The organism is Paenarthrobacter sp. C1, assembly GCF_049315185.1.
GTDB lineage: Bacteria > Actinomycetota > Actinomycetes > Actinomycetales > Micrococcaceae > Arthrobacter > Arthrobacter nicotinovorans.
Window position 1 is genome coordinate 906,358 of sequence record NZ_CP186052.1, and the last position, 22,473, is coordinate 928,830.

Here is a 22,473-nt window from a genome sequence, read left to right on the forward strand (position 1 = left end):
ATGTAAATCACAAATAATGTACTGTTTGGAATACCAGAGAGTAATACGAGTTGTCCGGACGGGACAGGAAACAGGAGACGACGTGCGCACAAAGGTCACCGCCCGCTACGTGCTGGGCCATCACAACGGACATCACGTGCTGCTGGAAAACGCGTGCGTGGTCTACAGCGGACACACCATCGACTTCGTGGGCCATGACTTCACCGGTCCTGTGGACGAGGAACGGCACATGGGGGATGCGCTGCTCATGCCCGGCCTGATCGATCTCGATGCCCTCACCGACATCGACCACCTCATCCTGGACAGCTGGGCCGGCGCTGAGCAGGCCAAAGGCCACCAGTGGTCCGAGGACTATTTCCGTAACCGCCGCACCGATGTCTTCACGGCCGGGGAACGCCAACAGATCCGTGAGTACGCCCTGATCCAACTCGTCCTGCACGGCATCACCACCTACATGCCCATCGCCTCCGAAGTGCACTCCGAATGGGCGGAATCGTTCGAGGAGCTGGCGGGCATGGCGGAGACCAGCCGGCGGCTGGGCCTGCGCGGCTACCTCGGTCCGGCCTACCGCTCGGGCGTGAACGTCGTGTTGGACGATGGCAGCCGTTCAGTCATGTTCGACGACGACCGCGGCCGTGAGGGTCTTGCCGACGCCTTGCGCTTCATTGACCACGCGAACGAGCTCAACGATCCCTTGGTCAACGGAGTCCTGCTCCCGTGCCGCATTGAGACGCTGGACATCGAATTGCTCAAAGCCACTGCCGCAGCTTCCAGCGAGCGGGACGTGCTGGTGCGCCTGCACTCCCTGCAAGGGCTCGTGGAGCGACAACTCATCCAGGACTGGCACGGCGTAACGCCACTGGAACTCCTCGACCAGGTAGGCCTCCTCAACGAGCGGCTCCTGATCCCGCACGCCACCTACACGGACAGGAACCCTGCCGTCCATGGCGAGGATCGCGGCGACCTCGCGCAGTTGGCGGACAGCGGCGCCAGCATCATCCACTGCCCCCTCACCTCCATGCGTTACGGCAGCACACTGGACTCCTTCAACGCCTACAAGAGCGCGGGCATCAACATTTCGCTGGGCACGGACTCGTTCCCGCCCGATCTCATCCGGGGCATCGATGCCGGCGTGCAGCTCGCCAAAATCCTCGCCGGAAGCAACGACGCCGGAGACGTCGCCGGATACTTCGACGCCGCCACGCTGGGCGGTGCCCACGCCTTGAGGCGCCCGGACCTGGGCCGGCTTGAGCCCGGCGCCCAGGCTGACCTGGTGGCGTTCTCCTTGGAAGACATCCGTGACGGCGTCCACGACGACCCGCTGCGGACCCTCCTTCTCAACGGCACAGCCCGCCAGGCCGTGCTGTCCGTCGTGGCAGGCCGGACCATCAAGGTTGACGGGACGATCGAAGGCGTTGACCTGGCCTTTTGGCGGTCCAAGGGGCAGGAATTATTCGACAGGATGCGTGGAGCCTACAGCAGCCGTGACTTTGGGAACCGCCCGGCCGATGAGCTGTTTCCGCCCGTGTATGCTCGGTTGGAACGCTGACCGGCGCCGTCCGGCGGCGGCAGCGTACGCAGTGATGAAGGGAAGTTCCACAGTGGCTGAGGCGATGCCGGAAACCGGGAATGGCCGCGATGACGAGGCCCGCGCAGAGAACGTCTACCAATTGGTACTGGAGGGCATTGTCACGGGCAAGTACGCCCAAGGCGTGCGGCTGCGCGAACGCGAACTCTCGGAGATTTACAGCGTCTCCCGCATCCCGGTCCGTGAGGCCATCCAGCGCCTGGAGCAGGACGGCTTCGTGGAGACCTTCCCGCGCCGCGGGGCGGTGGTCCGCCAGCTGACTCTCACGGACGTCAATGAGCTCTTTGATATCCGCCTGTGCTTGGAAACCTTCGCCGCGAGGATGGCCGCCACCCGGGTGGCCGAGGGCAGCGACGGCGGCCGGTTGGAGGAACTCATGGAGGCCTCCAACGCCGCCATCGACGAGGACCGGACCGAGGATGTCGCCGTGATCAGCGCAGAGCTTCACGCCGAGATCGTGCGCCTGTCAGGGAACAGGCTCCTCATCGAATCCGTGAAGCCGCTGTTTGGGCGGATGCGCTGGATTTTCGGGCTCACGCACAACCGCAGCAACGAACTCCAACGCGACGAGCATACGGAACTCTGCAACGCGATCCTCAAGGGCAAGCCGGACCTGGCGTATTCACTGGCGTACTCGCACATCGAGCTGGGCCGCGAGCCCGTGCTGAACGGGCTCGCGGAAACCCTGGAACCCTGAGTTTTTGTCCAGATAACGCCCTTTAGGAGCCGTCTTAGGGGTGTTAGCTGTACAAAAACTCCATTAGTCGTCGGCGTCCGGGTACTCGTCCTCGTCGTCGTACCGGCCTGACTCCTCCACTTCGACCTCAAGGATCTTGAGCAGTTCCGTGTCCGGGTTCAACATGATGGCGGCCTCGTCACGGCGGTGCTGCAGCACAGTGTCCAGGTAGGACTGCACGGTTTCAGCCAACGGCACGTACCTGTCCTGTTTCTGGCTCATGTACCAGCGGTGTTCCAGGACCTCGTGAACAACCTCTGCCGGCTCCAGCTTTCCCGCCAGATGGCGCGGGATGGAGCGGACAATGGGCTCGAAGATCTGGCTGACCCAGATGTGCGCGCTGATTTCCTCGTCCAGGTCCGGGTTGTTGTCGGCCCGGAACTGGTCCATGTCGTTCAGGAGCCTGCGGGCCTGGTTCTCCTGGGCGTCCAAACCGGTCAAGCGCAGCAGCCGGCGCTGGTGGTGCCCGGCGTCCACCACCTTGGGCTGGAGCTGGATGGTGGAGCCGTCCGCCGTCGTCTTGATGGCGTATTCTTCAACGTCGAAGCCGAGCTCGTTGAGGCGCCGGATGCGTGCACCCACGCGCCAGCGCTCGCCCAGTTCGAAGGATTCCTTCTCGGTCAGTTCAGTCCACAACCGGCGGTAGCTGCCCATGATCAGCTCACTGGTGGCTACAGGATCCACCTTCTCCTCAATGAGGCCGCCGTCCAGCAGGTCCATGAGCTCACCGGCGATGTTCACCCTGGCGATCTCAAGGTCGTATTCGCGCTGGCCCATGGAAAGGTCCGGGTAGAGCTCGCCCGTTTCGGCGTCCACCAAATAGGCGGCAAAGGCACCTGCGTCACGGCGGAACAGCGTGTTGGACAGCGAGACGTCGCCCCAGTAGAAGCCGATCAGGTGCAGGCGGACCAGCAGGAGGGCCTGCGCATCAATAAGGCGTGTCAGGGTGTCCTTGCGGAGCATCTGCGAAAACAGGGCGCGGTAAGGCATGGAGAACTTCAGGTGCCGGGTCACCAGCACCGGATTGAGCGGCCGGCCATCTGCCGTGGTGCGTCCAGTAATGACGGCTACGGGCTCCACACAGGGCACATCCAGCCGCGCCAGTTTGCGCAGCATATGGTACTCGTGCCGTGCAACGTGCTCCGACGTTTCCTTGATGGCGATCACCGAACCGCCCAAGTGGGCGAACCGGACAATGTGCCGGGAAATACCGCGGGGAAGGGCGGCAAGGTTCTCAGCCGGCCAATCCTCCAACGCAATGTGCCAGGGCAGATCCAGCAACTCCGGATCTGCCGTTGCCGCCGTGATGTTCAGCGAACCGATGACGCTTGCCGGAGGGGCGGCATCCTGCGCGCTGGCAGCCTCGGTCCGCGGGAGCTTGCCGATCTGCCCGTAGTCGGTGGGTTCGTCGTGCCACTGGGCTTCGTTTTGCTCGCTCATGCCTCAATTGTTCCGTACTCAGGGGAAGCGGACGCACCCGCGTCCGTGAAGGGGTTCAGCGGCGGGGCTGACCATTCGACGTCGGGGGCCTCCTGGAAGACGACGCCCTGCTTGGTGAGGCGCTCACCAAAGGCGCCCAGTCGACGTCGGAAGTCACCGGCGTTGCGCAACTCCTGGCCGGTCCAGGCGACTTCCGCCAGCGAGATGGCCCGTGGGTAGAGCAACCACTGTGCTTGTTGATTGTTGCGGACGGTCTCGGTCCAGAGGGGGCCTTCGACGCCCAGGATCTGCTGGTCCGTCAGGCCGCCTTGGGCCGGGTCCCAGTTGTAGTACTCGGCCCAGGTGAAGGGGCCGCCCTTGACCCATTCAAGGCCCACAGGACTCTCCGGGGAGTACTTCTGGTCCAGATAGGTGTTGGCTGCCGGCGACATGATCACTGTGGGTGTGCTGGTATCAGCCTGTTGGACAATCGCTTCCAGATCTCCGAACCAGTACTGGATCACGGCCCCGTTCGGAAGCTCTGCCTCGGCAAACTCGTTCCAGCCCACCACGGTCTTTCCGGTCAGCGAAGCCAAGCGGGCAAATTCCTGCATCATGTCGAGGTAGTTCCGGTGCCCCGTTACCAACGCTTCGTCGCCACCGATATGCAGGTAGGGGCCAACGGTTATCGCGGCAAGCTGGCCCAGGACCTCGGCTACGAACTCATAGGTGGCCGGGAGTGAGGCGTCCAGCGTTGACCAGCCGACGTCGGCAGTGGTGCTCATGTCCTTGGCGACGCCGTCCGGGTTGAGCTGCGGAATGGCCGCGAGGGCGGCGTTGACGTGTCCGGGAAGGTCGATCTCCGGAATGACGACGACGTTCCTGACAGCGGCGTACGCCTGGAGTTCCTTGTAATCCTGCTGGGTGTAGAAACCGGACTTGCCGCGGGGCGGAACTGCCGTGGCGACTTCCACCGCTCCCTGGCCGCCCACGTCGGTCAGCTTGCTGTAGTCCAAGCCCGACGGGTTCTCTTCCGGTTGGCGGATTTCGATCCGCCAGCCTTGGTCGTCGGTCAGATGCAGGTGAAGGGCATTGAACTTGAACTGCGTCATGACGTCGATCTGCTCCTTGACCTCCTCCACCGTGAGGAAGTTGCGGGCAACATCGAGCATGAGGCCGCGGTAGGCAAAGCGCGGAGCGTCCAGGATCTCGACGGCGGGAACCACCCAGATGCCGGCGTCGCGGTTTTGGGCGGCGTCGGTTTCTTCGATCGCTGCGGGGAATAGCTGCCTGAGCGTTTGCAGTCCGTTGAACAGGCCGGCAGGGGTGGAGGCGGTAAGCCGGATGCCATCCTCGGCGACGGTCAGTGTGTAAGCCTCTCGGCCGCCGTCGAACGAATCCACCAACTCCAGGGCGATATCTCCTGGGCGATGTTCTTCAACCAGCGGCAGTGCAAAGCCGGTGGCGGTGCGGAGCAGCGCGGCCAACTGTTCAGCGGGCTGCGCGGCGGCATGGCCGGCCGCGATCCTGGCGCCGGGGGAGAGGGTGAAAGCCGGGCCGTCCTGGGGTGCGACGTGGGAGGGCCGGGGAATCAGGTGATCTGTGGTGTTCATGCCGTTCTTTCCGGGAAGAAGGTTAACGTGATAACGGCCCGACCGGAAGGGTCGGGCCGCCATCACAATGCGGAACGTACAGACGCGATTAGTCGCCCAGGCGCAGGCCCGTCTTGGTGTCGAACAGGTGCACGTGGCCGGACTGCGGACGAACGAAGATGGACTCGCCCTTCATCGGAGGGCGGCGGCCGTCGACGCGTGCGACGATGTCGTGGCTCTTGCCATCAAGGATGGTGTGGCCGTAGACGTAAGCGTCGGCACCGAGTTCTTCAACCACGTCAACCTCAACCTGGAGGCCTTCGCCGTTGCCGACGGTCTCGAGGTCTTCCGGACGGGAACCAACGGTCACGGTCTGGCCGTGGGCTTCCTGGAGAACGTCGCGCGGCACGGGGTAAACCGTTCCGCCGAACTGGACGCCGCCGTCGACGACCGGCAGTTCCAGCAGGTTCATGGCCGGGGAGCCGATGAAGCCTGCAACGAAGACGTTCTTCGGGCGGTCGTACAGGTTGCGCGGGGTGTCAACCTGCTGGAGCAGGCCGTCCTTCAGGACTGCAACGCGGTCACCCATGGTCATGGCCTCGACCTGGTCGTGCGTCACGTAAACCGTGGTGACGCCGAGGCGGCGGGTCAGGGATGCGATCTGCGTACGGGTCTGGACGCGGAGCTTGGCGTCAAGGTTGGAAAGCGGCTCATCCATGAGGAAGACCTGCGGGTTACGGACGATTGCGCGTCCCATGGCAACACGCTGACGCTGACCACCGGAGAGAGCCTTCGGCTTGCGGTCCAGGTACTGCTCAAGGTCAAGAAGCTTGGCGGCTTCGCGAACACGCTCTGCGCGCTCTTCCTTGGAAACGCCGGCGATCTTCAGTGCGAAGCCCATGTTGTCCGCAACGGTCATGTGCGGGTACAGGGCGTAGTTCTGGAAGACCATTGCGATGTCGCGGTCCTTCGGGGGAACATCCGTGACGTCGCGGTCACCGATCAGAATGCGGCCGGCGTTCACATCCTCAAGACCTGCGAGCATGCGCAGGGAGGTGGACTTACCGCAACCGGAGGGTCCAACGAGGACCAGGAATTCGCCATCGGCGATGTCGATGTTGAGCTTATCGACGGCGGGCTTATCTGTGCCCGGGTACAGACGCGTAGCGTTATCAAAAGTAACTGTAGCCACAGTTATCAATCCCTTCACCGGCAGGTACGTGCCGGACGATCCGTTGTGAATGGTTCATTTTCTTCAGTTGAACTCCCCGGCCTGAGGCCGGGGAGGATCGTGTAACGCCGCACGGTACTGTGCGTCACATCACAACCAAGAGTATGTCAGACTTTTTGACTAACTACCTAAATGTTACGAACATCACATATGCAACTGCTCACATATCAGGCCTCCGCGGTGACCCGTCGGCGCTCGCGCAAAAGCGCTTCCAGCAACTCCGCCACGTGGACGGGAGCCTCCACCCGGTACTGTGCCTGGGTGTAATCCAAGCCAACCTTGATGCCGACGTCATCACCCATGAGCCTGCCCAGGGCGTCTTCATCCGTGACGTCGTCCCCGGCAAACAGGATGGCCGTGGCACCTGTCGCCTGGCGGAGGAACTCCACGGCTTCGCCCTTGGAAGCGTGGACCACGGAGGTTTCCAACACCCGCTTCCCCGTCTTCAGGTACACCCCCGGATAGTCGCCCAGGACCCGCGTGGCGGCCTCGACGGCGTCCTCCGCCACGTCGTCCTCGGCCATCCGGGTATGGAGGACCACCCCGGCAGGCTTGTCTTCGAGGACCGTCCCGGGGGCGATGTTCACGATTTCGGCAAGCACCTCACGGACGGCAGCCAGTTTCTTCCGCTGGTCCTCATCCAATTCCAGGCCCAGGGATCCCTCGCCCAGCCACACCTCGGCGCCGTGGCTGCCTATCAGCAGCGTGTTGGCCGGGGGAGAGGCGACCCGCCGCAGACTGTCCAGGGCCCTGCCGGAGATGAGTGCCGTCGTCGTGCGTGGCAGTTCGGCGAGGCTCGCAAGCGCTGCAGCCGAACGCGGAAGGGGACGCGCGTCCTCGGCCCGGTCGACGATCGGCGAGAGGGTTCCGTCGAAGTCCAACGCCACCAGCAGGTGCTCCGTGCCGGAAATACGACGGACGGCGTCCAACAGTTCCGGTGACAGCGACAGGTTCTCAGCTGTCATCACGAACCACCTTCTCCTCCAAGGCGGCCAGGAACTCGGCCGACCAATGATCGACATCGTGGTCCAGGATCTGCTTGCGCATCAGTTTCATGCGGCGGCGTGCTTCCTTCGGGGAGAGATTGATGGCGCGCAGGATGGTGGACTTGAGGCCGTCGATGTCGTGCGGGTTGATCAGCAGGGCCTGCTTGAGCTGATCGGCTGCGCCGGCGAACTCACTGAGGACCAGCGCGCCGTCGTCCTCGGAACGGGCCGTGACATATTCCTTGGCCACCAGGTTCATACCGTCGCGCAAGGCCGTCACCAACATGACGTCCGCAGCCAGATACAGGGCCACCATCTCTTCCACCGGGTAGCTGTGGTGCAGGTAGCGCACGGCCGTGTTCTGGATGGTGTCGTACGTGCCGTTGATGTGGCCTACGGTGCCCTCGATTTCCTCGCGCAGAAGCCTGTACTGCTCCACGCGCTCCCTGCTGGGGCTGGCCACCTGGATGAGGGTAGCGTCCTCTACCTTGATATGCCCGTCCGCCAGGAGTTCCTCAAAAGCCTTGAGCCTGTGCCGGATGCCCTTGGTGTAGTCGAGCCGGTCCACGCCCAAGAGGATGGTCTTGGGGTTGCCCAGGTCCGTGCGGATCTGCCGGGCCCGCTCAATGATGTCCGGCCTGGCGGCGAGCTCGCGGATCTGGTCCACATCAATGGAGATGGGGAACGCCTGCGCCCTGGCGATGTGGGTCACTTCCCCGTCCGGGCCCTTCACATGAACCTGCTGCTGCTTCACGCTGGCGCCCAGGAAGCGGCGGGCGGAGCGCATGAAGTTGCCGGCGTCGCTGGGGCGTTGGAAGCCCAGCAGGTCAGCGCCAAGGAGGCCGTCGATGATTTCGCGGCGCCACGGCAGCTGGGCAAAGATCTCCGGCGGCGGGAAGGGAATGTGGTTGAAGAAGCCGATCTTGAGGTCCGGCCGGGATTCCCGCAACAGGCGCGGAACCAGTTGGAGTTGGTAGTCCTGCACCCACACAGTGGCGTCCTGTGCTGCGTGCCGGGCTACGGCGTCGGCGAACTTCCTGTTGACCTTGCGGTACGAATCCCACCAGGTCCTGTGGAACTCCGGCGGTGCGATGACGTCGTGATAGAGCGGCCAGATGGTCGCGTTGGAGAAGCCCTCGTAGAAGAGTTCAACGTCATCGCTGCTCAACTGTACGGGGATCAGGTCCATGCCCTCATGGCTGAACGGGCGCACGGTCTCATCCGGAGCGCCATGCCAACCTACCCACGCGCCGTCGGACTTGGTCATCATCGGCGCGAGCGCCGTCACCAGGCCGCCTGGCGAGCGGCGCCAGCCGTCCTTCTCATCGCCGTCGTCGCTGATCCGATCGACGGGCAACCTGTTGGAGACCACCATAAAATCGAACTTGGTTGCCGTGGGCTTCTTGACGGGGGAAGCCCGAACGCCTTCTTTGGTTGTGAGTTTCTCGCTTGCCAAATCCTGCATCAATGCTCCCTGGGGTTGCTGTGACTCAACTCCCAGCCTACTAGCGGAATCTTCCCCGGCGGTTGATCGTTCAACTACCGGGCGGACGGGTGCGCGGTAGAGCTCCAAGTTGGCTCCCGTAAACTGTCCCCGTTGCCCTAGCTATTCACTACGACGTCGAGTAACCCGAGGAACTGATGAGCCCCGCAAACGAATCCCGCCTGTCAAAGGCTGAACGCACCGCCCAGGCACGGGAAAAAGCGCGAGCAATCCGCGAAGAACAGTTGAAGAAGGAGAAGCGCAACAAGCTTCTGGTCGGCTGGGGCATCGTGGTTGCCATCGTCGTCATCATTGCCATAATCGCCGCAGTGGTCATCGGCAACATCCAGAACAACGCGCCGGTTGCAGACCAGGGCCCGACGCCGGCCAACGGCAACGTCCACGGCGGCGTCACGCTGCTGGCTGGCAGCGAAGTCGTCAAGTCGGAGCCCGGCAGCGTCAACGTCGCCGATGTTCCCTCCGCTCCCGCCACCAAGCCCGCCACGGTGACCGTGCCCGGCGGCGAAGCCGAGGCCGGGAAGCCCGTCAAGGTGATCGCCTACATCGACTTCATCTGCCCCGTCTGCAAGCGGTTCGAGACCACCTACGGAGAGTCCCTGACCAACCTCCGCAACGAAGGCAAGATCTCCCTCGAATACCGTCCCCTCGGGTTCCTGGACCTGCAGTCCACCACCAACTACTCATCCCGCGCAGCCAACGCCGCAGCATGCGTAGCGAACACCTCCCCGGAGAAGTACGCGGACTTCTTCAACCTGCTCTTCGAACGCCAGCCGGCCGAAGGCAGCGCAGGCATCTCCGACAAGGACCTGAAGGCCATGGCCACTGAGGTTGGCGCCGCCAATATCGACTCGTGCGTGGACAGCAAGCAGTTCCGTCCTTGGGTGAAGGTTGCCACGCAAGAAGCAGCCGCAATCGGCATCACCGGCACGCCGACCATCTTCGTCGACGGCAAGCAGTGGGACGGTTCCACTGACCTGAACGCCGAGATCCAGACCGCCATCACGGCAAAGGGCTAAGCCTTTATCTGACATCACGACGGCGGCCGGTCACCTTCTCGTTGAGGTGGCCGGCCGTTGTTGCTCAGGCAAATTTCGTTGACGGGGATGGTCTGGGCTAACCTTATCTAGCGCTCTTTCGCGCATGGTTCCGGGTAGCCGGAGCGTGCCTCCTTAGCTCAGTTGGCCAGAGCACCGCTCTTGTAAAGCGGGGGTCGTCGGTTCGAATCCGACAGGGGGCTCCACGAACCCCTCCATTCCGGCGATTCTGCCCGGAACGGAGGGGTTTTCTTGTCTGAAATGCAGGGCACTACACGTTTTCAAGAAGGCAGACGACACCAGCGGGCTCCCCAGCTGCATAGAGGGAGCCATGGAGCCAGAGAAGAAGGCCCTGAGGGCGACGACGGACCGAGACAACGTAGGGACGCTCAGGGATACAAATAGGACCGTCGGCAGGTGTCAACCCATTCCGGTGGACACCAGGAACAACACCGGTGCCGGCTGTACTTCCGACGCGTCGAAGCATCAGAGTTGCAGAGGCAGTGTGCGAAGGACGAGACGACAGGGAAGTGGCGGGCCAGTTGCAGGTTCCGCGGCTGGGACGGGGCCACTCGGACGTACAGCAAGTTCGGTTCGACCAAGGGCAAAGCCACAACCGCGCTGCCAACCCCACTTTGAACGTGCGACGACAGACGCGAGAGACCAGACTTGAAGCTGTCAGCGGTCTCCTGGCCGGCTGGGGTGCAGCTAGTAATAGAGCGTCTCGCCCGTATCGAGGCGCACAACAATGCCCCATGCCTTTGGCCTGCTCTTCCCCATCACAGCCCTTTCATCTGGCCTCAATCTTCGCACTCAGTATCGGGCCCGCAGGATTGGCAGGACGCACACTGCAGTGGCTCCTAGTATTGACACATATCCTTACCTAGGTATGGTTTAGTGTATGCAGAACATGAACGCGATGACCGTCGCGGAGGTGGGGGAGAGGCTCGGTATCACCCGCGCGTCCGTTCATGGCCTGCTCGGCTCTGGCCAGTTGACGGCCAGTGGCAGGGCTGGCCGTATGCTGCTCATCGATCGTCAGTCGGTGGAGCGCCTGGCCCTGGCCGGTACCCGTCGCGGCCGCGCCTGGACGGCCAGGATTGCTTGGGCTGCATTGGCGCTGCTCTCTGGCCAGAACCCCACCTGGATCAGCGCTTCGGAGAAGTCCCGGTTGAAGAGGCGACTGCGTGAGCTGGACGCCGACGCCGTTCGTGTTCTTGCCCGGAACAAGGACATAACCCATCGCTATAGGGCGACTTCGGACGGGCTGGCCGCACTTAGCGACCACCTGATCCCAAGTGGCGCCTCGGCCATGCGCGAGGAGTCCATTGCAGGGACCTTCGGGATGGCCGGCGGGAGCGGGACTGCAGAGGGCTATGTCATGATCGGCGACGTATCCGCCCTCGCGGACGCGTTCGGCCTGGTTGAAGATCCAGACGGCAACGCCATCATTCATGAAGTCGATTTGGATGAACCCTTTGCCGACGGCCGGGCGCCGGTGGCAGCGATCGCCGTGGACCTCATGGACTCACTGGCAACCCGCGAACGCAGCGCCGGACAACGCGTCATCAACGAACTGCTCCATGTCTGAACCTGAACTGGACGCAGTCGCCGAAGCGGAAGATGACCGCGAGACCTGGGACGTGCCTGTGCCTCCTGGAGGCTGGGGAACACCATGGCCACAGTGCGTGGAACTGGCCCGTGCCCTGCCGTCCACCCAATGGACGTTGGTCGGTGGGCTCATGGTGCAACTGCACGCTGCGGCCGCCGGTCTTGCCGTCTCCAGGCCAACGGCGGATGTCGACATTGTGCTGCACATCGAGACCGGTGCGGCGACGACGACGAACCGGTACTCATCAGCATCCCGAATGCCCTCGGGGCGTTGGTCTTGAAAGGCGCGGCCTACCGCGAGGACTCCCGCGACAGGGATCGGCACCTCGATGATGCCGTCGTCCTCTGCGCGACCATCAGAACACCGCTGGCCACGGCGGCCCAGATGAAGGGCAGCGATAGGTCACGGGTTCTTTCCCTGCACAAAGAGCTGGCCGATCCGGGGCACCGATCGTGGCAGCTGCTGGACCCGGTCGACCGGACACCGGCGATGGACGCGCTGCGCATACTTGCCGCCAATCACAGCCTGCCGCCAGCCAACCGCCTCAAATCCGGCTGACAACGTCGAGGAGCGGCTGTCTAAAAACAATGGTCATAAAATCCCGGCCATTGTTATTTGACGTAAGAGCAAAGCGCAGGCTGAAACTACGCATGTCAAAGTTGAAGGGCTTGATGTGGCAGCATGCATGCTGTCGGGGCGATCAATCGCCCGTTCAGGAAGGGAACTCATAGTGCCACCGCGTCAAACACCTGCCCAAAAGTTGTCAGCGAAGCTATTGCTGGGCAATGAATGGGCGCCGATCACCACCCGGATGGGTTTCATCAACCTGCCCTTGGACGACAGCGCTCACGAGTGGCGGGTGTGGGCTCAAGGCCGTCCGACGGAAGGCGGGACAGGGGTTGGTGTCACTGAACTGAACGGCACGCTTCCCGAACTTTTCGAGAAACTCCTACCCCTCGACTGGAGCTATCGGTGGCTTCTTCTGGAGACGAGCAACCCGGAATGGACTGCCATCGTGGACAACTCCCGCGGAGGGTCCAACCTTCATGCCGCCCTTCACATGCATTTCCCGGACGCCCGCGGAATCACTACTGTCGAGGTCGAGGACGAACCCCGGAACATCAAACGGTTCGACGATGAACCAGGCCGAGGCCGTTGGGGTTCACGGACCTTCACAGTCCACGACAGGGAAGGGCTGAAGCGGTTCCTGAGCCTCAGCAACTTTGAGCCGTGGAAATTCAACCAGAATGGCGAGCCCTACGATTTCGAGGACACGTCCAAGTACGAGGAACCGAAAACGACGGACCGGTTCACCCACGAGATGCTCGTCGAGTACTGCCGTCAGCTTGGACTGGAGCCGTTCGAGGATGACTTCTACGTCCCGACCGGCCGCGCAGTGATGATCGAATTGCTTGGGGATTCCCGGGAACGGCTCGGATACACCTTGGCAGAAGCCAGAGCAGGCTACGAGGATCTGACCCAACGGGTCTGCCAGGAGCCGGTTGAATGGAAGCAGCTCCACCCGTCCGGCGTCGAATACCCGCCCTATGATGCGACGTTCCCGATGACCGGGTACAAGCGCTTTGCCAAGCCCACCCCTTGGGATGACGCCCGGACCGAATTTGAGCAAAGCCTGCAGCGGTACAGCTCTCATCCGGCGGAGGCATCCCTGAGCGTAGGCCTCGATGAGCATGGGACATTGGCCTACCCGACGTTTGAGATCACCAACCCGCGACTCAGTGTCCTGGTCGCCCCGACACTGCTGGAAGCGCCGGCAGCGGTGCGTGAGTACACGGCGGCGTTCATCAGCGTCCAGTACGAGAAGTTCAACGGTATGTCCGTCTACAAGGCGTTCTATCCGAACAAGAAGCAGATGGCCGTCATCCGGAAGCTCTACAAGGACCAAGGCCTGTACCCGTTCGACCAGCCATCCGATGGCGTCTACTACACACTGGCGCTGGACAAGATGGTCCGCATGACGACAGACCTGAAACTGACATCGGAGCTCGTGGACTGGGAGAACACCATCGCTCAGGCAGGCCCCAAGGAGGTGGCTGCGCCGGACCGGAGAAGCCACTCGAAGGCGTGGGACATCCGGCTGCACATCCAGGAGAACGAGGACGCCATCTGGAACGCCGAACTCGACGACCGCTGCGTGTGAGGTCTGCGCCTGACTACTACTGACCGGTGGCGTGCTCGGCCCAGTAGATGGCTCTGCGGACGGCCTCGGTCCGCTGTTGGGTCGGACAGGATGAGGCTGATTGCGTAGAACGGGATGAAGATCAGGGCCATGAGCGGGCCGAAGATGACCCCTGCTTCCTTGGCAGCGTTCAAGGCCGACAGTTGATGTCGTCAGCCTCAAACTGCTGTGGTGAAGTGAACTAATGTCCTACCGATCGCCGAGCTTCTCCAAGACCTCGGCAGGCGGCTCCGGTGTTGGCCGGTCCGCGGGGATGACGACCCAGACGATGCCGTGCTCGTCCTGTCGGGTGGTGGCCGCAAGTGTGCCTAGGGGTTCGGCAAGATTGATCGCTATGTCCCGCGCGTAGCCTTCGATGGTGCCGTCCGCTGAGGTGGGCGTGAACTCGAACCGGTGGCCCAGGATCGTGGTTGGGTCCATGGAGCGGCGGTGCACTACGCAGGCGGCCGGTCCGTCCTCCCAGATGCCGATGATCTTCACGTCCACGGTCCAGTAGCGGTCGACCGCGTCGTCTATGTGCTGAACCAGGTGCATGGCGGGCCAAGCTTTCTAAACAACTCGCGCCGAGCCGACGTGCCTTAACTATTCGAGACCAGAATGTTGGCGTGTACCTTGGTGAAGCCGGAAGCTTCCAGGTCTTTGGTGTCGTAGCCGTCTGGGACGAGAATGGATGTTTTCTGGTCAGGCCCTGACGCCTTCAGGATCTCTCCACGTCCTGAACCCTTTCCTGCGCAACTGGCGTGCCAGCCGGCGGGGTTTTCAACGGGATAGACAGCGAGGCATGAGGTAAGCCCTTCCTCATCCTGTCCGAGGAAGAATTTCTTACCGTTGGCCTCGGCGACCAAAAGTACTTTGCTCAGGTTTGTGTCGGGCCCGAAATTCACACCGTCGGGAAGGCTGTCGCTCGCTGTGGATTGACGCTCGAGCGCCTTGAAACCGGGTGCCTCGCCGGAACAACCCGCGAGAAACGAACTAACTGCGAGCGTCGTGACTAGGAATGCGAACTTTGGCTTCTTAATGGCGCTGCCCCCTCAGGCTCTTGTGTGTTTGATTCTAGCCACAACGCAGGAAAGCCCCGCCGATGGGGGACCGGCGGGGCTTCCAATTCAAAACTATGCCTGTCTGGTTCCACCACCAATTGGATTCGCTAACAGCATTTCGCTTGAATACGTAGCTGTCATTCGAGCTGAAGCAGACGGCCGGTCTGCGGAGTCAAAGGCGACGGAGGATCTCTCCGTCGCCTTTGACTCCTGCGTATAGGGACCGTCAGTGGGTTCGTTTTGCGTTACCGCGGGCAGCACGGCGTGCGATGCCCTTCGGGATGCCGCGTTTGGCTATGTAGATCAGCACTCCCACGACGATGAGAACGAGTATGACTACTGCGGCAATGATGAGGTGCCAGGCGGCGATTCCACCCATGGTGATCCTCCTTGGATAATTAGGACGAGTAGGTCATGTAGGCTCCGCCGAAGCCAACATTCAGCTGAACCCAGAAGTTGAACGCGAAGGGCGTACCGGCAGGATAGGCGAGGACGGTCAAGCGAGCCGTCGCGGGGGCCCCGGGTGTTTCATACTCTCGAGTTACCGCGAACTCCGTCTGTTCTGCGCTCGATGCTCCGCCGATGATGTAATCGGGGGAGTAGATGCTTCGAATGTAGTCGACATTGTTATCGACAGCAGAGTAGTCGGCGCGGAAGCCCATGTAGACCAGGCCCGCCCAGAAGTCGACCAAGCAATTGTCGTAGTTCTCGGTCGCTCCGACACGGTAGTACCCGCACTCGCTGATACCACGGGTTGTTATTTCGCCCTCTTGAGGCGCGGCCGCTGGCTTTTGAATTGACGTGACGTTAACGGAGCCGTCAGCGAACCGGGAAACAGTTTCTGTCTTGCCCGTCTTCTCGACGGTTTGGGTATCCACCGGCGTGGCCCCATTCAATGAGTCCCAGGTCTCACCACGCTGGTATTTGGCGACCAGTCTCTCCTGAGTTTCCGCCGTTACCTTGTAAAGGGTAAGGAACTCACGAGCCTGTTCCAGGGACTGGTTCACGTCTGAAACGGCCACTTTGGGTGCCGGCGACTGAGCAGCTGTTGCTGCCGGAACAGATGCCATGGTCAAACCAGCAGCAAGAAGAATTGCGGTTCCGAACGCGGATTTTTTCAAGGTATCCCCCAGTAATCTTGACTATTTTCGGTCCGTTGCCGATCAGTCCAGTGTTAAGAGAGGATCTGAGGATTGCAAGTCAAGTCCCCCACTGCAGTGAAAGGTCCGCTGTGCCGGGTCATAGAGGGTGGGGTTGTGGCTTGGCACCACGAGCCTCGCGGAGCCGCTTCCCAGCGTCTGGAGGGAAGCACACGTCTCATAAGGCAGCGATGATTATCTCAGGTGTTTACGGGCTACGAGCCGCCGAGCAGGTAGTGGAGCCGGTCCCGCCTGCTGACCCCGTGGCGGCGTTGCAAGCCAGCCGGGCAGGTGGAGCCCAGCAGCCTTTCCGGACCACACTGTTCCACACCGGCATCAATTCGGGGCCGGTCACCATGACTGTAGACGTCCTAGGTGCCCGTCCCGAGTCTGTTCTGGAAGGGTGGGAGGACGTTCATGAAGTCTCAGCCAATCTTCCTGCAGGGCGGGTGGCCGCCGGCGGACCCATGGAGGAACTGACGGCCTTGGGAGAAATGGGGGAGGACGAATCCGGAGACTACAGAATCCGAGTGTCCGCTGTGGGCCGCGATGCGGCTCCCGACTTGGTCTCTTCGACAGCTGTTGAAGACTATCTGGTGCAGATCTGGCCTGAGGCGGTGTTAGCGCCGCGGGTTCTCTCCGCAACTTCGCAGCAGCGCCAGTACTGGGCGGCCAGGCTGGGCTAAGCGTGTGGTGGCGGAGCTACTTGAGCTCAGCCGCCACTTCGGCTCCCTGAGAAACTCTTGCGGAGAGGGCATGGCGCCTACATCTGGCGGACATGGGCACCCCTGCCCATATACGCCAGAAACCCCCGCTGATAGTTTCGCTCTATCCATACAGGACTATTTGGGGGAGTAACCATGAAACGCAGAATTGCCGCAGCATTGCTCGGATTGGGCATCGCAGGTTCCACACTCGTCGGCGGTGCGATTCCTGCCCAGGCGGCCACGTTGAGGGTGTACACCTATGAGTCACTTTCAACGTGCAACCAGGCCGCTGAATACTACGCCCAGCGCGGCACTATCGTTCAGTACTGCACCGTCATCAGCACCGTCAACGGTGTGCCGGTCAAATGGCGTCTGATGTTCAACATGTAGGAGTGTGCTGGCACGTCGCTGCCCGCCACGATGCCTTATTCAAGGACTGCAGCAGGCCCACTCCAGGCATGACACGATAAGGGACACGCCGTCTCGTAGGGCGAGGGATTCAATCTGCTCCGACCGATCGATCATGCGGATCTTGTGGGACTCCTGAGGGGTCGTCTCCCTAAGCCGAGTCACGTCGCTTATTCGCCCCAGCCTACGCAACGCACACGATGGAGCGGGCCCGACGAGAAGAAGAAGCGCTGCATGGACGTCAGCCGGCTACTGGGGTTTGTACGATCTCAGCTGGCTGATCTTCTGCCGTGTCGCCACGATCAGAGGGCGTGCCGCGACAACCCCTGCCTTCAAAGTGCCAAGAACCTTACTCCAGCTGCTGCGGAACGGCTCCTGGTCTCGCAGGTTTTGCGTCAGTCCCCATGTTGTTCGGGTGAGGTGCACGGCCATCACTACTGTGAACAGGGAAATCGCCAGGCCGGCAGCCGATGCCACTACGATCATCACGCCGGTGATGTGCACTAGGAGGACGGCAGGGATCACTACTGTGGGGGCGTCAAGAAGGTCCATATTCGTTTCTCGTTGGTTGGTCTGGTGGATCGGCTGTTGTGCGGTGTGGCCGTGGCTGGGCGGTCTGGTGTTACACGTCTTTCAGCGGGCGCACCTTCATATTATTGAAAGTCTCGGGACGCTGTTCGGCACTACTGCCGGACGCTGGCCCCTGGCGTGGTCTTCTGACGAAGCTGCGTCAGGCCGGCGACAGCCAGCCCGGCGGTGAGAGCCAACGCTGCTACCCAGAGGGTCAAGCCGACGAGGTCGTGAACGGCCATTTGGGGGAGACGTCGGTCCGGTACAGCAACGACGCCGATGAACGCGCCAATGAGTCCGAAGTAACTGCCGGTCATAAATCGTTGGTGAGCGCGGATGTTGCCCTTGCGGACGGACCACAAGCCCAGGGTCAAGGTGCAGAAAGTCAGCACAGAAAGTGCGTGAAGCCAGTTGAACCCGCCGTCGATGGTCCGGATCCCGAATGAGGTGAGGACGACGACGTACATGGTCGCCGCCCAGATGCGGCCCAGGATCTTGTGTGCTGCGGTGCCTTTGTTGCGCTTGAGCAGGTTTACGGCGCCGAAGATCAGGGCGTAGCCCGCAGCGATGGCGTGCAGGGCGATCAGGAAAGTCCACGGCGAAGGCATACGGCCAGCCTAGCGAGTCGGACGGGCAGTGACGGACTGCGGCAACATGGGCGCAATGATCGGAATCGCTGCCCTGTTCCGGCTCGAACGTCCGTGGTCTCTGGCGGCGATCACAATCGTGGCCGCTATATTGGTCAACTGGATTCTCCGGAGGCACACGGTAGTGGCAGCTACTCACTGCAAATCCTTGCCTGCGTAGCCTTCGAGCGTTTTTATGGCGTGTACTCGCCCGGCCAGAACTCCTTGGCCCCTGTGGCAGCGGCCCGCAGCTGTCCGCCGTCGAGAATTAGAGAGCTTTCCTCGATGCCGAGGGCGGGCCATTGCGTGACCAGCCGAAGGTCGCCTTCCTCGGGAAGGGGCCACAGCCAGAGTGATCCCGAGCCGGCAAGTTCGTCGTCACCGCCACTGCCTCCACCGCCGTTGAAGGAGAGGACGGGAGCTGTGGGCTGCTGTGACGGGTCCATGTACCGGCCACCTCCGTGGGCTCCGGTGAAAGCGCGGGAACCGTCAGGGAGTTCTACGCCGAACAGCAGAAGCACGTCCAGCAGATTTTGTTCGGGCTTCGGCCGGAACCCGTGCTGGAAGAACACGCCATTGAGGGCTTCCCATTCCTCGTCTGTCTCGTCGGCCCGGCGGATGATCCAGGTCAGATCGAAATTGCATCCGGTGGAGAACACTTCAACGCCCTTGACGGCGATCACCCTCGTGGGGCTGAAGTACAGGAACTGACCGATGTGGACCAGCGCGGGGAGCTCGTAGCGGGGTGTTCCGGACCATGGCGGGGGAACGAAGCGGCCTTGGCGCCCACGTTTGGGCTGGGTTGGAATGGGGAAATCCTGGAAGAAGGCCATGGGGTCCTTTGCTCGCTGGTTTCGACCGACCAGCGGAACGACCGATTGCGCGCGTCGTTGTGGATCCCCCAATCCGTCCTTCACGACGAGTCTAGCCGTGTAGGTCCGGATGCCGGCAAGAAGCTCCTTGTCAGTCTGCATTGACACAAAGACTCATGTCAGTCTAGCCTGACAGCATGGAAGCTGATGAACTCTCCGAGCAGATCCACTCCACCAACCCCGCCGTCGGATTGCGGGCCGTGGGTGCCCTTCACCGCCTGGCCGAGCAAGTGGAAGCCGTCCATGTTCGGGCGGCACGCGAGCAAGGCTGGACGTGGGAGCAGATAGGTGACGCTTTGGGTGTTTCCCGGCAATCGGTGCATGCCAAATACAGGGAATGACCAGTAACGGAGAATGACCAAGTACAGGGAATGAGTTGAGCAATGTTTGAGCAATTTACCCATGACACCCGCCGGATCGTGGGGTTTGCCATGGAAGAAGCACGCAGTCTGGGCGACAAGCGAATGGGAACGGAGCACCTGCTCCTGGGGGCACTCCATGAACGCGGCCCCGCTGATGTCCTGGGCGTCTCCCTGGACGATGCGCGGAAGGCGGCGGCCAGGCTTGACGCCGCTGCGCTGGAGGCCATCGGCTTCAAAAGCAAGGGACTTGGACGGGCACCCATGCCAACCCGCGGAAGGAAGCCGCCTTTCAGCTCCGGAGCCAAGGAGGTCATGGCGAGCATGGTGAAATCTGCTGTGGATCAAAAATCCCGGAAGATCACCGCATCGAGCCTTTTACTCTCCCTGTTGGATCGGGAGGAGCATGACCCCGTGTCCGCCCTGTTCCAGGAGCTCAAGGTAAACCGTGAAGCTGTTCGAGGACGGCTGCTCTCCCAATAGTCCCGAAGAGAGTCCAAGTAGCGGGAGGCTCCAACGGGAGCCAAAAATGAGTACACATTACTCGTGTCCCCGCGGGTGGGAGCGACTTGACTGAATCCAGCGGATCCAAGCAACGGCCCATGACCCCCCTCGTCGGCCGGTGCTGCCCATCGGATCTGCGGCGCAGGGCCGGACGCATCTCCCAGAAGTGCTGTCCGGCCCTGACGCGAGGGCTGCGCGGCTGGGACGACGACGGCGACGCCCCAGCGTGTGGAGGCGTCGCCGTCGTGATGGTGCCAAGTGGCGCCTATGGCGTGGGGCTGCCGCCGTTGACGTTGAGGGTCTCGCCCACTACGTAGCTGGATTCCGCCGACGCCAGGAAGACATAGGCCGGAGCCAGTTCGGCCGGCTGCCCGGCGCGGCCCAGGGGAGTGGACTGGCCGAACTCGGGGAGCTCTTCCTTGGGTTGACCGCTGCTGACCTGCAGGGGAGTCCAGATGGGTCCGGGTGCAACAGCGTTGACGCGGATGCCCTTCGGTGCGAGCTGTTGCGCGAGTCCCTTGGTGAAGTTGTTGATGCTCGCCTTGGTCGTGGCGTAGTCCACCAGGGTGGGCGACGGGTTATATGCCTGGATGGACGTGGTGTTGATGATCGTCGAGCCCGCCGGCAGGTGCGGGAGCGCCGCTTTTGTCAGCCAGAACATCGCATACACATTGGTTTTCTGTGTGTGGTCGAATTGCTCGTCCGTGATGTCGGCCAGGTTTTCCTGGGCAACCTGCTTTCCGGCGTTGTTGACCAGGATGTCCACGCCGCCCAAAACCGCGACGGCGGTGCCCACCAGTTCCTGGCAGGTCGCCGGGTCCTTGAGGTCGCCGGGGACTTTCACGGCCTTACGGCCTGCTGCCTCGACAAGTGCCGCAATCCGCGCGGCGTCCTCTTCTTCTTCGGGCAAGTAGGACAGTACGACGTCGGCCCCCTCACGTGCGAAGGCGATGGCGGTGGCTGCGCCGATCCCTGAGTCGGCGCCGGTGATGATCGCCTTGCGCCCCTCAAGCCGTCCGGTGCCGCGGTAGCTTTCCTCGCCGAGATCCGCCTTGGGCGTGAGTTCGGCGTCGAGGCCGGGCTCGGGCTGGTGCTGCTTTGGCGGGGAGATCTGCTCGTAGGCGGTGACCGGGTTGCGGAAGGTGTACTGGTCAGTCATGGTGGTCCTCCGGTTTCTTAGGCGTGGAACACGAAAGCTAAGTAAGCTTATGATTTCCAGCCTAGACACGTGAAGGCGTCCCTGCCAAACCGGGGAACCACCTCCCGTATCAAGCTGCTGTGTGCACCGCCACGGAAGCCCGCTCAACGGCGGGGCACGCGATTTTCACGGGGCCGTCGTCAGCGGCCTGATCCAGGCCGAGCAACATGCGGACGCCGGCCGCCCCGAGTTCGTAGTGCGGCAGGGAAACGGTGGACAACGGCGGGCGGAGGTGCGCGGCAATAACCTCTTGGTTATCGAAGCCCACAACGGCCATGTCCTCAGGAATGGCGAGCCCGTGTTCCCGCAGGCCATCGTAGAGGCCCATGGCCATGCGGTCGTTGTAGCAGTAGACGGCGGAAACGTTGAGCTTGAGCAGCTCCTCCGTCGCGCCGTAGCCACCTTCCTGGTCCGGGTACGCCTCCATCACCAGTTCCGGATCGAAGGCAATTCCCTCCGCTTCCAACGCCTCCCGGTAGCCCTCGAGCCGGCCGTCCTTGGCCGGAGCGGGAGTGGTGGTGTTGATGAAGGCGATACGACGATGCCCCCCGCGCAGCAGGATTTCCGTGGCCGATTTCCCGCCCTGGGCTTCATCGGGCACTACGGCGCGGGATGCCGGCGAATCCGGCGAAAAACAGTTGACCAGCACGAAGTCGGACTCACGAAGGGTTTCCGGAACTTCCGTGGCCCGGTGGAACCAGGTTGAGTACAGGATGCCGCGGACCTTGTACTCCAGCATCATGGCGATCGCGTCCTTTTCCAGGTCCACGTTTCCTTCGGTGTTGGCGATCAGCAGGGCGTAACCGTGCTTCCAGGCTTCGTCCTGCGCGCCGTGGATGATCTGCCCCGCGAACGGGGTGGTTGCCACGCCGTCCGCTACGAGTCCGATGAACTTGGAAGTTCCGCTGACCAGATTCTTCGCCATCGCATTGGGCCGGTAACCCAGGAGCTGGATGGCTTCCAGAACGCGCTGCCGTGTGTCGTCAGCGATGCGGGCGTTCTTCTTCTTGTTGATGACCAACGAGACAGTTGCCGTTGAAACACCGGCTGCTTCAGCAACTTCGCGGAGGGTTACCGGATGGGCGCGGTCGGTGGTGATTGGAACATCGGCCGCGCTGCCTGAATTTTTCTCCTGCGAAATCATCTGT

General features: G+C 62.2%; 25 protein-coding genes and 1 tRNA gene. 12 read left to right on the forward strand and 14 right to left on the reverse strand.

Going from position 1 to position 22,473, the window contains the following annotated elements; genetic code table 11:
- Window positions 1–82 precede the first annotated feature (82 nt).
- A complete protein-coding gene (locus tag ACNAOU_RS04375; protein ID WP_422758121.1) occupies window positions 83–1,549 on the forward strand; it encodes a chlorohydrolase family protein in 1,467 nt (488 codons plus the stop codon).
- A 34-nt stretch (window positions 1,550–1,583) separates the two neighbouring features.
- The gene (locus ACNAOU_RS04380; protein WP_229778712.1) at window positions 1,584–2,285 is read left to right on the forward strand and encodes a GntR family transcriptional regulator; all 702 of its coding nucleotides are present in this window, start codon (window positions 1,584–1,586) and stop codon (window positions 2,283–2,285) included.
- Window positions 2,286–2,348: 63 nt separating this feature from the next.
- On the opposite strand, the gene ACNAOU_RS04385 is transcribed toward ACNAOU_RS04380, so the two are convergent.
- The 5 genes from ACNAOU_RS04385 to ACNAOU_RS04405 form a co-directional block, all read right to left on the reverse strand.
- Window positions 2,349–3,764 (reverse strand): DUF4032 domain-containing protein, encoded by a 1,416-nt coding sequence (locus tag ACNAOU_RS04385; protein ID WP_018779875.1) that lies wholly within the window; start codon window positions 3,762–3,764, stop codon window positions 2,349–2,351.
- Window positions 3,761–5,356, reverse strand: coding sequence for a family 20 glycosylhydrolase (locus tag ACNAOU_RS04390; RefSeq protein ID WP_018779876.1), 1,596 nt, complete (start codon window positions 5,354–5,356; stop codon window positions 3,761–3,763). Before ACNAOU_RS04390 ends, ACNAOU_RS04385 begins: the two co-directional genes overlap by 4 nt.
- Window positions 5,357–5,444: 88 nt before the next feature.
- Window positions 5,445–6,527, reverse strand: coding sequence for an ABC transporter ATP-binding protein (locus tag ACNAOU_RS04395; protein WP_018779877.1), 1,083 nt, complete (start codon window positions 6,525–6,527; stop codon window positions 5,445–5,447).
- Window positions 6,528–6,733: 206 nt separating this feature from the next.
- Window positions 6,734–7,531: a trehalose-phosphatase gene (otsB, locus tag ACNAOU_RS04400; protein ID WP_039239857.1), complete on the reverse strand. Its 798-nt coding sequence runs from the start codon at window positions 7,529–7,531 to the stop codon at window positions 6,734–6,736.
- Entirely contained in the window at window positions 7,521–9,017 is a 1,497-nt protein-coding gene (locus ACNAOU_RS04405) for an alpha,alpha-trehalose-phosphate synthase (UDP-forming) (protein WP_422758122.1), read from the reverse strand. Before ACNAOU_RS04405 ends, otsB begins: the two co-directional genes overlap by 11 nt.
- 176 nt (window positions 9,018–9,193) lie before the next feature.
- Here ACNAOU_RS04405 and ACNAOU_RS04410 point away from each other — a divergent pair, with 176 nt between their 5' ends.
- From ACNAOU_RS04410 to ACNAOU_RS04435, 6 genes are all read left to right on the forward strand, one after another.
- Window positions 9,194–10,072 (forward strand): DsbA family protein, encoded by an 879-nt coding sequence (locus tag ACNAOU_RS04410; protein WP_018779880.1) that lies wholly within the window; start codon window positions 9,194–9,196, stop codon window positions 10,070–10,072.
- 147 nt (window positions 10,073–10,219) lie between these two features.
- Window positions 10,220–10,296 (forward strand) — tRNA-Thr (locus ACNAOU_RS04415).
- A 695-nt stretch (window positions 10,297–10,991) separates the two neighbouring features.
- The gene (locus ACNAOU_RS04420) at window positions 10,992–11,681 is read left to right on the forward strand and encodes a helix-turn-helix domain-containing protein (protein ID WP_189076853.1); all 690 of its coding nucleotides are present in this window, start codon (window positions 10,992–10,994) and stop codon (window positions 11,679–11,681) included.
- Window positions 11,674–11,982 (forward strand): hypothetical protein, encoded by a 309-nt coding sequence (locus ACNAOU_RS04425; protein ID WP_064723544.1) that lies wholly within the window; start codon window positions 11,674–11,676, stop codon window positions 11,980–11,982. Before ACNAOU_RS04420 ends, ACNAOU_RS04425 begins: the two co-directional genes overlap by 8 nt.
- A complete protein-coding gene (locus tag ACNAOU_RS04430; RefSeq protein WP_055974205.1) occupies window positions 11,979–12,260 on the forward strand; it encodes a hypothetical protein in 282 nt (93 codons plus the stop codon). Before ACNAOU_RS04425 ends, ACNAOU_RS04430 begins: the two co-directional genes overlap by 4 nt.
- A 172-nt stretch (window positions 12,261–12,432) precedes the next feature.
- Window positions 12,433–13,863: a hypothetical protein gene (locus tag ACNAOU_RS04435; protein WP_422758123.1), complete on the forward strand. Its 1,431-nt coding sequence runs from the start codon at window positions 12,433–12,435 to the stop codon at window positions 13,861–13,863.
- 228 nt (window positions 13,864–14,091) lie between these two features.
- Here the strand turns inward: ACNAOU_RS04435 and ACNAOU_RS04440 are convergent, their stop codons facing one another.
- The 4 genes from ACNAOU_RS04440 to ACNAOU_RS04455 all read right to left on the reverse strand — a co-directional run bounded on the left by ACNAOU_RS04440 (window position 14,092) and on the right by ACNAOU_RS04455 (window position 16,063).
- Window positions 14,092–14,436: a hypothetical protein gene (locus tag ACNAOU_RS04440; RefSeq protein ID WP_079582573.1), complete on the reverse strand. Its 345-nt coding sequence runs from the start codon at window positions 14,434–14,436 to the stop codon at window positions 14,092–14,094.
- Between the two features lie 44 nt (window positions 14,437–14,480).
- Entirely contained in the window at window positions 14,481–14,786 is a 306-nt protein-coding gene (locus ACNAOU_RS04445; protein WP_275778201.1) for a hypothetical protein, read from the reverse strand.
- Between the two features lie 382 nt (window positions 14,787–15,168).
- Window positions 15,169–15,321, reverse strand: a complete 153-nt coding sequence (locus tag ACNAOU_RS04450) for a hypothetical protein (protein WP_018779902.1) — start codon at window positions 15,319–15,321, stop codon at window positions 15,169–15,171.
- A gap of 19 nt (window positions 15,322–15,340) precedes the next feature.
- A complete protein-coding gene (locus ACNAOU_RS04455) occupies window positions 15,341–16,063 on the reverse strand; it encodes a hypothetical protein (RefSeq protein ID WP_144027694.1) in 723 nt (240 codons plus the stop codon).
- 209 nt (window positions 16,064–16,272) lie between these two features.
- Here ACNAOU_RS04455 and ACNAOU_RS04460 point away from each other — a divergent pair, with 209 nt between their 5' ends.
- Window positions 16,273–16,767, forward strand: coding sequence for a hypothetical protein (locus tag ACNAOU_RS04460; protein ID WP_275778204.1), 495 nt, complete (start codon window positions 16,273–16,275; stop codon window positions 16,765–16,767).
- A 174-nt stretch (window positions 16,768–16,941) separates the two neighbouring features.
- Window positions 16,942–17,178 (forward strand): hypothetical protein, encoded by a 237-nt coding sequence (locus ACNAOU_RS04465; RefSeq protein WP_018779905.1) that lies wholly within the window; start codon window positions 16,942–16,944, stop codon window positions 17,176–17,178.
- Window positions 17,179–17,445: 267 nt separating this feature from the next.
- Here ACNAOU_RS04465 and ACNAOU_RS04470 read toward each other — a convergent pair whose 3' ends face one another.
- From ACNAOU_RS04470 to ACNAOU_RS04480, 3 genes are all read right to left on the reverse strand, one after another.
- Window positions 17,446–17,748, reverse strand: coding sequence for a hypothetical protein (locus ACNAOU_RS04470; protein WP_079582576.1), 303 nt, complete (start codon window positions 17,746–17,748; stop codon window positions 17,446–17,448).
- 131 nt (window positions 17,749–17,879) lie between these two features.
- Window positions 17,880–18,374, reverse strand: coding sequence for a DUF2306 domain-containing protein (locus tag ACNAOU_RS04475; protein ID WP_189076851.1), 495 nt, complete (start codon window positions 18,372–18,374; stop codon window positions 17,880–17,882).
- 212 nt (window positions 18,375–18,586) lie between these two features.
- Window positions 18,587–19,366, reverse strand: coding sequence for a hypothetical protein (locus ACNAOU_RS04480; RefSeq protein WP_227453688.1), 780 nt, complete (start codon window positions 19,364–19,366; stop codon window positions 18,587–18,589).
- Between the two features lie 35 nt (window positions 19,367–19,401).
- Here ACNAOU_RS04480 and ACNAOU_RS04485 point away from each other — a divergent pair, with 35 nt between their 5' ends.
- Both ACNAOU_RS04485 and ACNAOU_RS04490 read left to right on the forward strand, forming a co-directional pair.
- Window positions 19,402–19,605 carry a helix-turn-helix domain-containing protein gene (locus ACNAOU_RS04485; RefSeq protein WP_039239890.1) on the forward strand — a complete coding sequence of 68 codons (204 nt, stop codon included), beginning with the start codon at window positions 19,402–19,404 and terminating at the stop codon, window positions 19,603–19,605.
- A 42-nt stretch (window positions 19,606–19,647) separates the two neighbouring features.
- Complete coding sequence (locus tag ACNAOU_RS04490) at window positions 19,648–20,106, forward strand: Clp protease N-terminal domain-containing protein (RefSeq protein WP_422758124.1); 459 nt, start codon at window positions 19,648–19,650, stop codon at window positions 20,104–20,106.
- A gap of 286 nt (window positions 20,107–20,392) precedes the next feature.
- Here the strand turns inward: ACNAOU_RS04490 and ACNAOU_RS04495 are convergent, their stop codons facing one another.
- Together ACNAOU_RS04495 and ACNAOU_RS04500 are read right to left on the reverse strand one after the other, a co-directional pair.
- The gene (locus ACNAOU_RS04495; RefSeq protein ID WP_413303937.1) at window positions 20,393–21,286 is read right to left on the reverse strand and encodes a glucose 1-dehydrogenase; all 894 of its coding nucleotides are present in this window, start codon (window positions 21,284–21,286) and stop codon (window positions 20,393–20,395) included.
- A 109-nt stretch (window positions 21,287–21,395) separates the two neighbouring features.
- Entirely contained in the window at window positions 21,396–22,469 is a 1,074-nt protein-coding gene (locus tag ACNAOU_RS04500; protein WP_422758125.1) for a LacI family DNA-binding transcriptional regulator, read from the reverse strand.
- Window positions 22,470–22,473: the final 4 nt, after the last annotated feature.

Excerpts from the sequence above, each read along its gene's own strand:
- ACNAOU_RS04480 (WP_227453688.1), bottom strand. The coding sequence starts at position 19,366 with ATGCAGACTGACAAGGAGCTTCTTGCCGGCATCCGGACCTACACGGCT.
- ACNAOU_RS04475 (WP_189076851.1), bottom strand. The coding sequence starts at position 18,374 with ATGCCTTCGCCGTGGACTTTCCTGATCGCCCTGCACGCCATCGCTGCG.
- ACNAOU_RS04380 (WP_229778712.1), top strand. The coding sequence starts at position 1,584 with ATGAAGGGAAGTTCCACAGTGGCTGAGGCGATGCCGGAAACCGGGAAT.
- ACNAOU_RS04425 (WP_064723544.1), top strand. The coding sequence starts at position 11,674 with ATGTCTGAACCTGAACTGGACGCAGTCGCCGAAGCGGAAGATGACCGC.
- ACNAOU_RS04470 (WP_079582576.1), bottom strand. The coding sequence starts at position 17,748 with ATGGACCTTCTTGACGCCCCCACAGTAGTGATCCCTGCCGTCCTCCTA.
- ACNAOU_RS04500 (WP_422758125.1), bottom strand. The coding sequence starts at position 22,469 with ATGATTTCGCAGGAGAAAAATTCAGGCAGCGCGGCCGATGTTCCAATC.
- ACNAOU_RS04390 (WP_018779876.1), bottom strand. The coding sequence starts at position 5,356 with ATGAACACCACAGATCACCTGATTCCCCGGCCCTCCCACGTCGCACCC.
- otsB (WP_039239857.1), bottom strand. The coding sequence starts at position 7,531 with ATGACAGCTGAGAACCTGTCGCTGTCACCGGAACTGTTGGACGCCGTC.
- ACNAOU_RS04405 (WP_422758122.1), bottom strand. The coding sequence starts at position 9,017 with ATGCAGGATTTGGCAAGCGAGAAACTCACAACCAAAGAAGGCGTTCGG.
- ACNAOU_RS04385 (WP_018779875.1), bottom strand. The coding sequence starts at position 3,764 with ATGAGCGAGCAAAACGAAGCCCAGTGGCACGACGAACCCACCGACTAC.
- ACNAOU_RS04490 (WP_422758124.1), top strand. The coding sequence starts at position 19,648 with ATGTTTGAGCAATTTACCCATGACACCCGCCGGATCGTGGGGTTTGCC.
- ACNAOU_RS04420 (WP_189076853.1), top strand. The coding sequence starts at position 10,992 with ATGCAGAACATGAACGCGATGACCGTCGCGGAGGTGGGGGAGAGGCTC.
- ACNAOU_RS04485 (WP_039239890.1), top strand. The coding sequence starts at position 19,402 with ATGGAAGCTGATGAACTCTCCGAGCAGATCCACTCCACCAACCCCGCC.
- ACNAOU_RS04460 (WP_275778204.1), top strand. The coding sequence starts at position 16,273 with ATGATTATCTCAGGTGTTTACGGGCTACGAGCCGCCGAGCAGGTAGTG.
- ACNAOU_RS04495 (WP_413303937.1), bottom strand. The coding sequence starts at position 21,286 with ATGACTGACCAGTACACCTTCCGCAACCCGGTCACCGCCTACGAGCAG.
- ACNAOU_RS04440 (WP_079582573.1), bottom strand. The coding sequence starts at position 14,436 with ATGCACCTGGTTCAGCACATAGACGACGCGGTCGACCGCTACTGGACC.
- ACNAOU_RS04450 (WP_018779902.1), bottom strand. The coding sequence starts at position 15,321 with ATGGGTGGAATCGCCGCCTGGCACCTCATCATTGCCGCAGTAGTCATA.
- ACNAOU_RS04410 (WP_018779880.1), top strand. The coding sequence starts at position 9,194 with ATGAGCCCCGCAAACGAATCCCGCCTGTCAAAGGCTGAACGCACCGCC.
- ACNAOU_RS04465 (WP_018779905.1), top strand. The coding sequence starts at position 16,942 with ATGAAACGCAGAATTGCCGCAGCATTGCTCGGATTGGGCATCGCAGGT.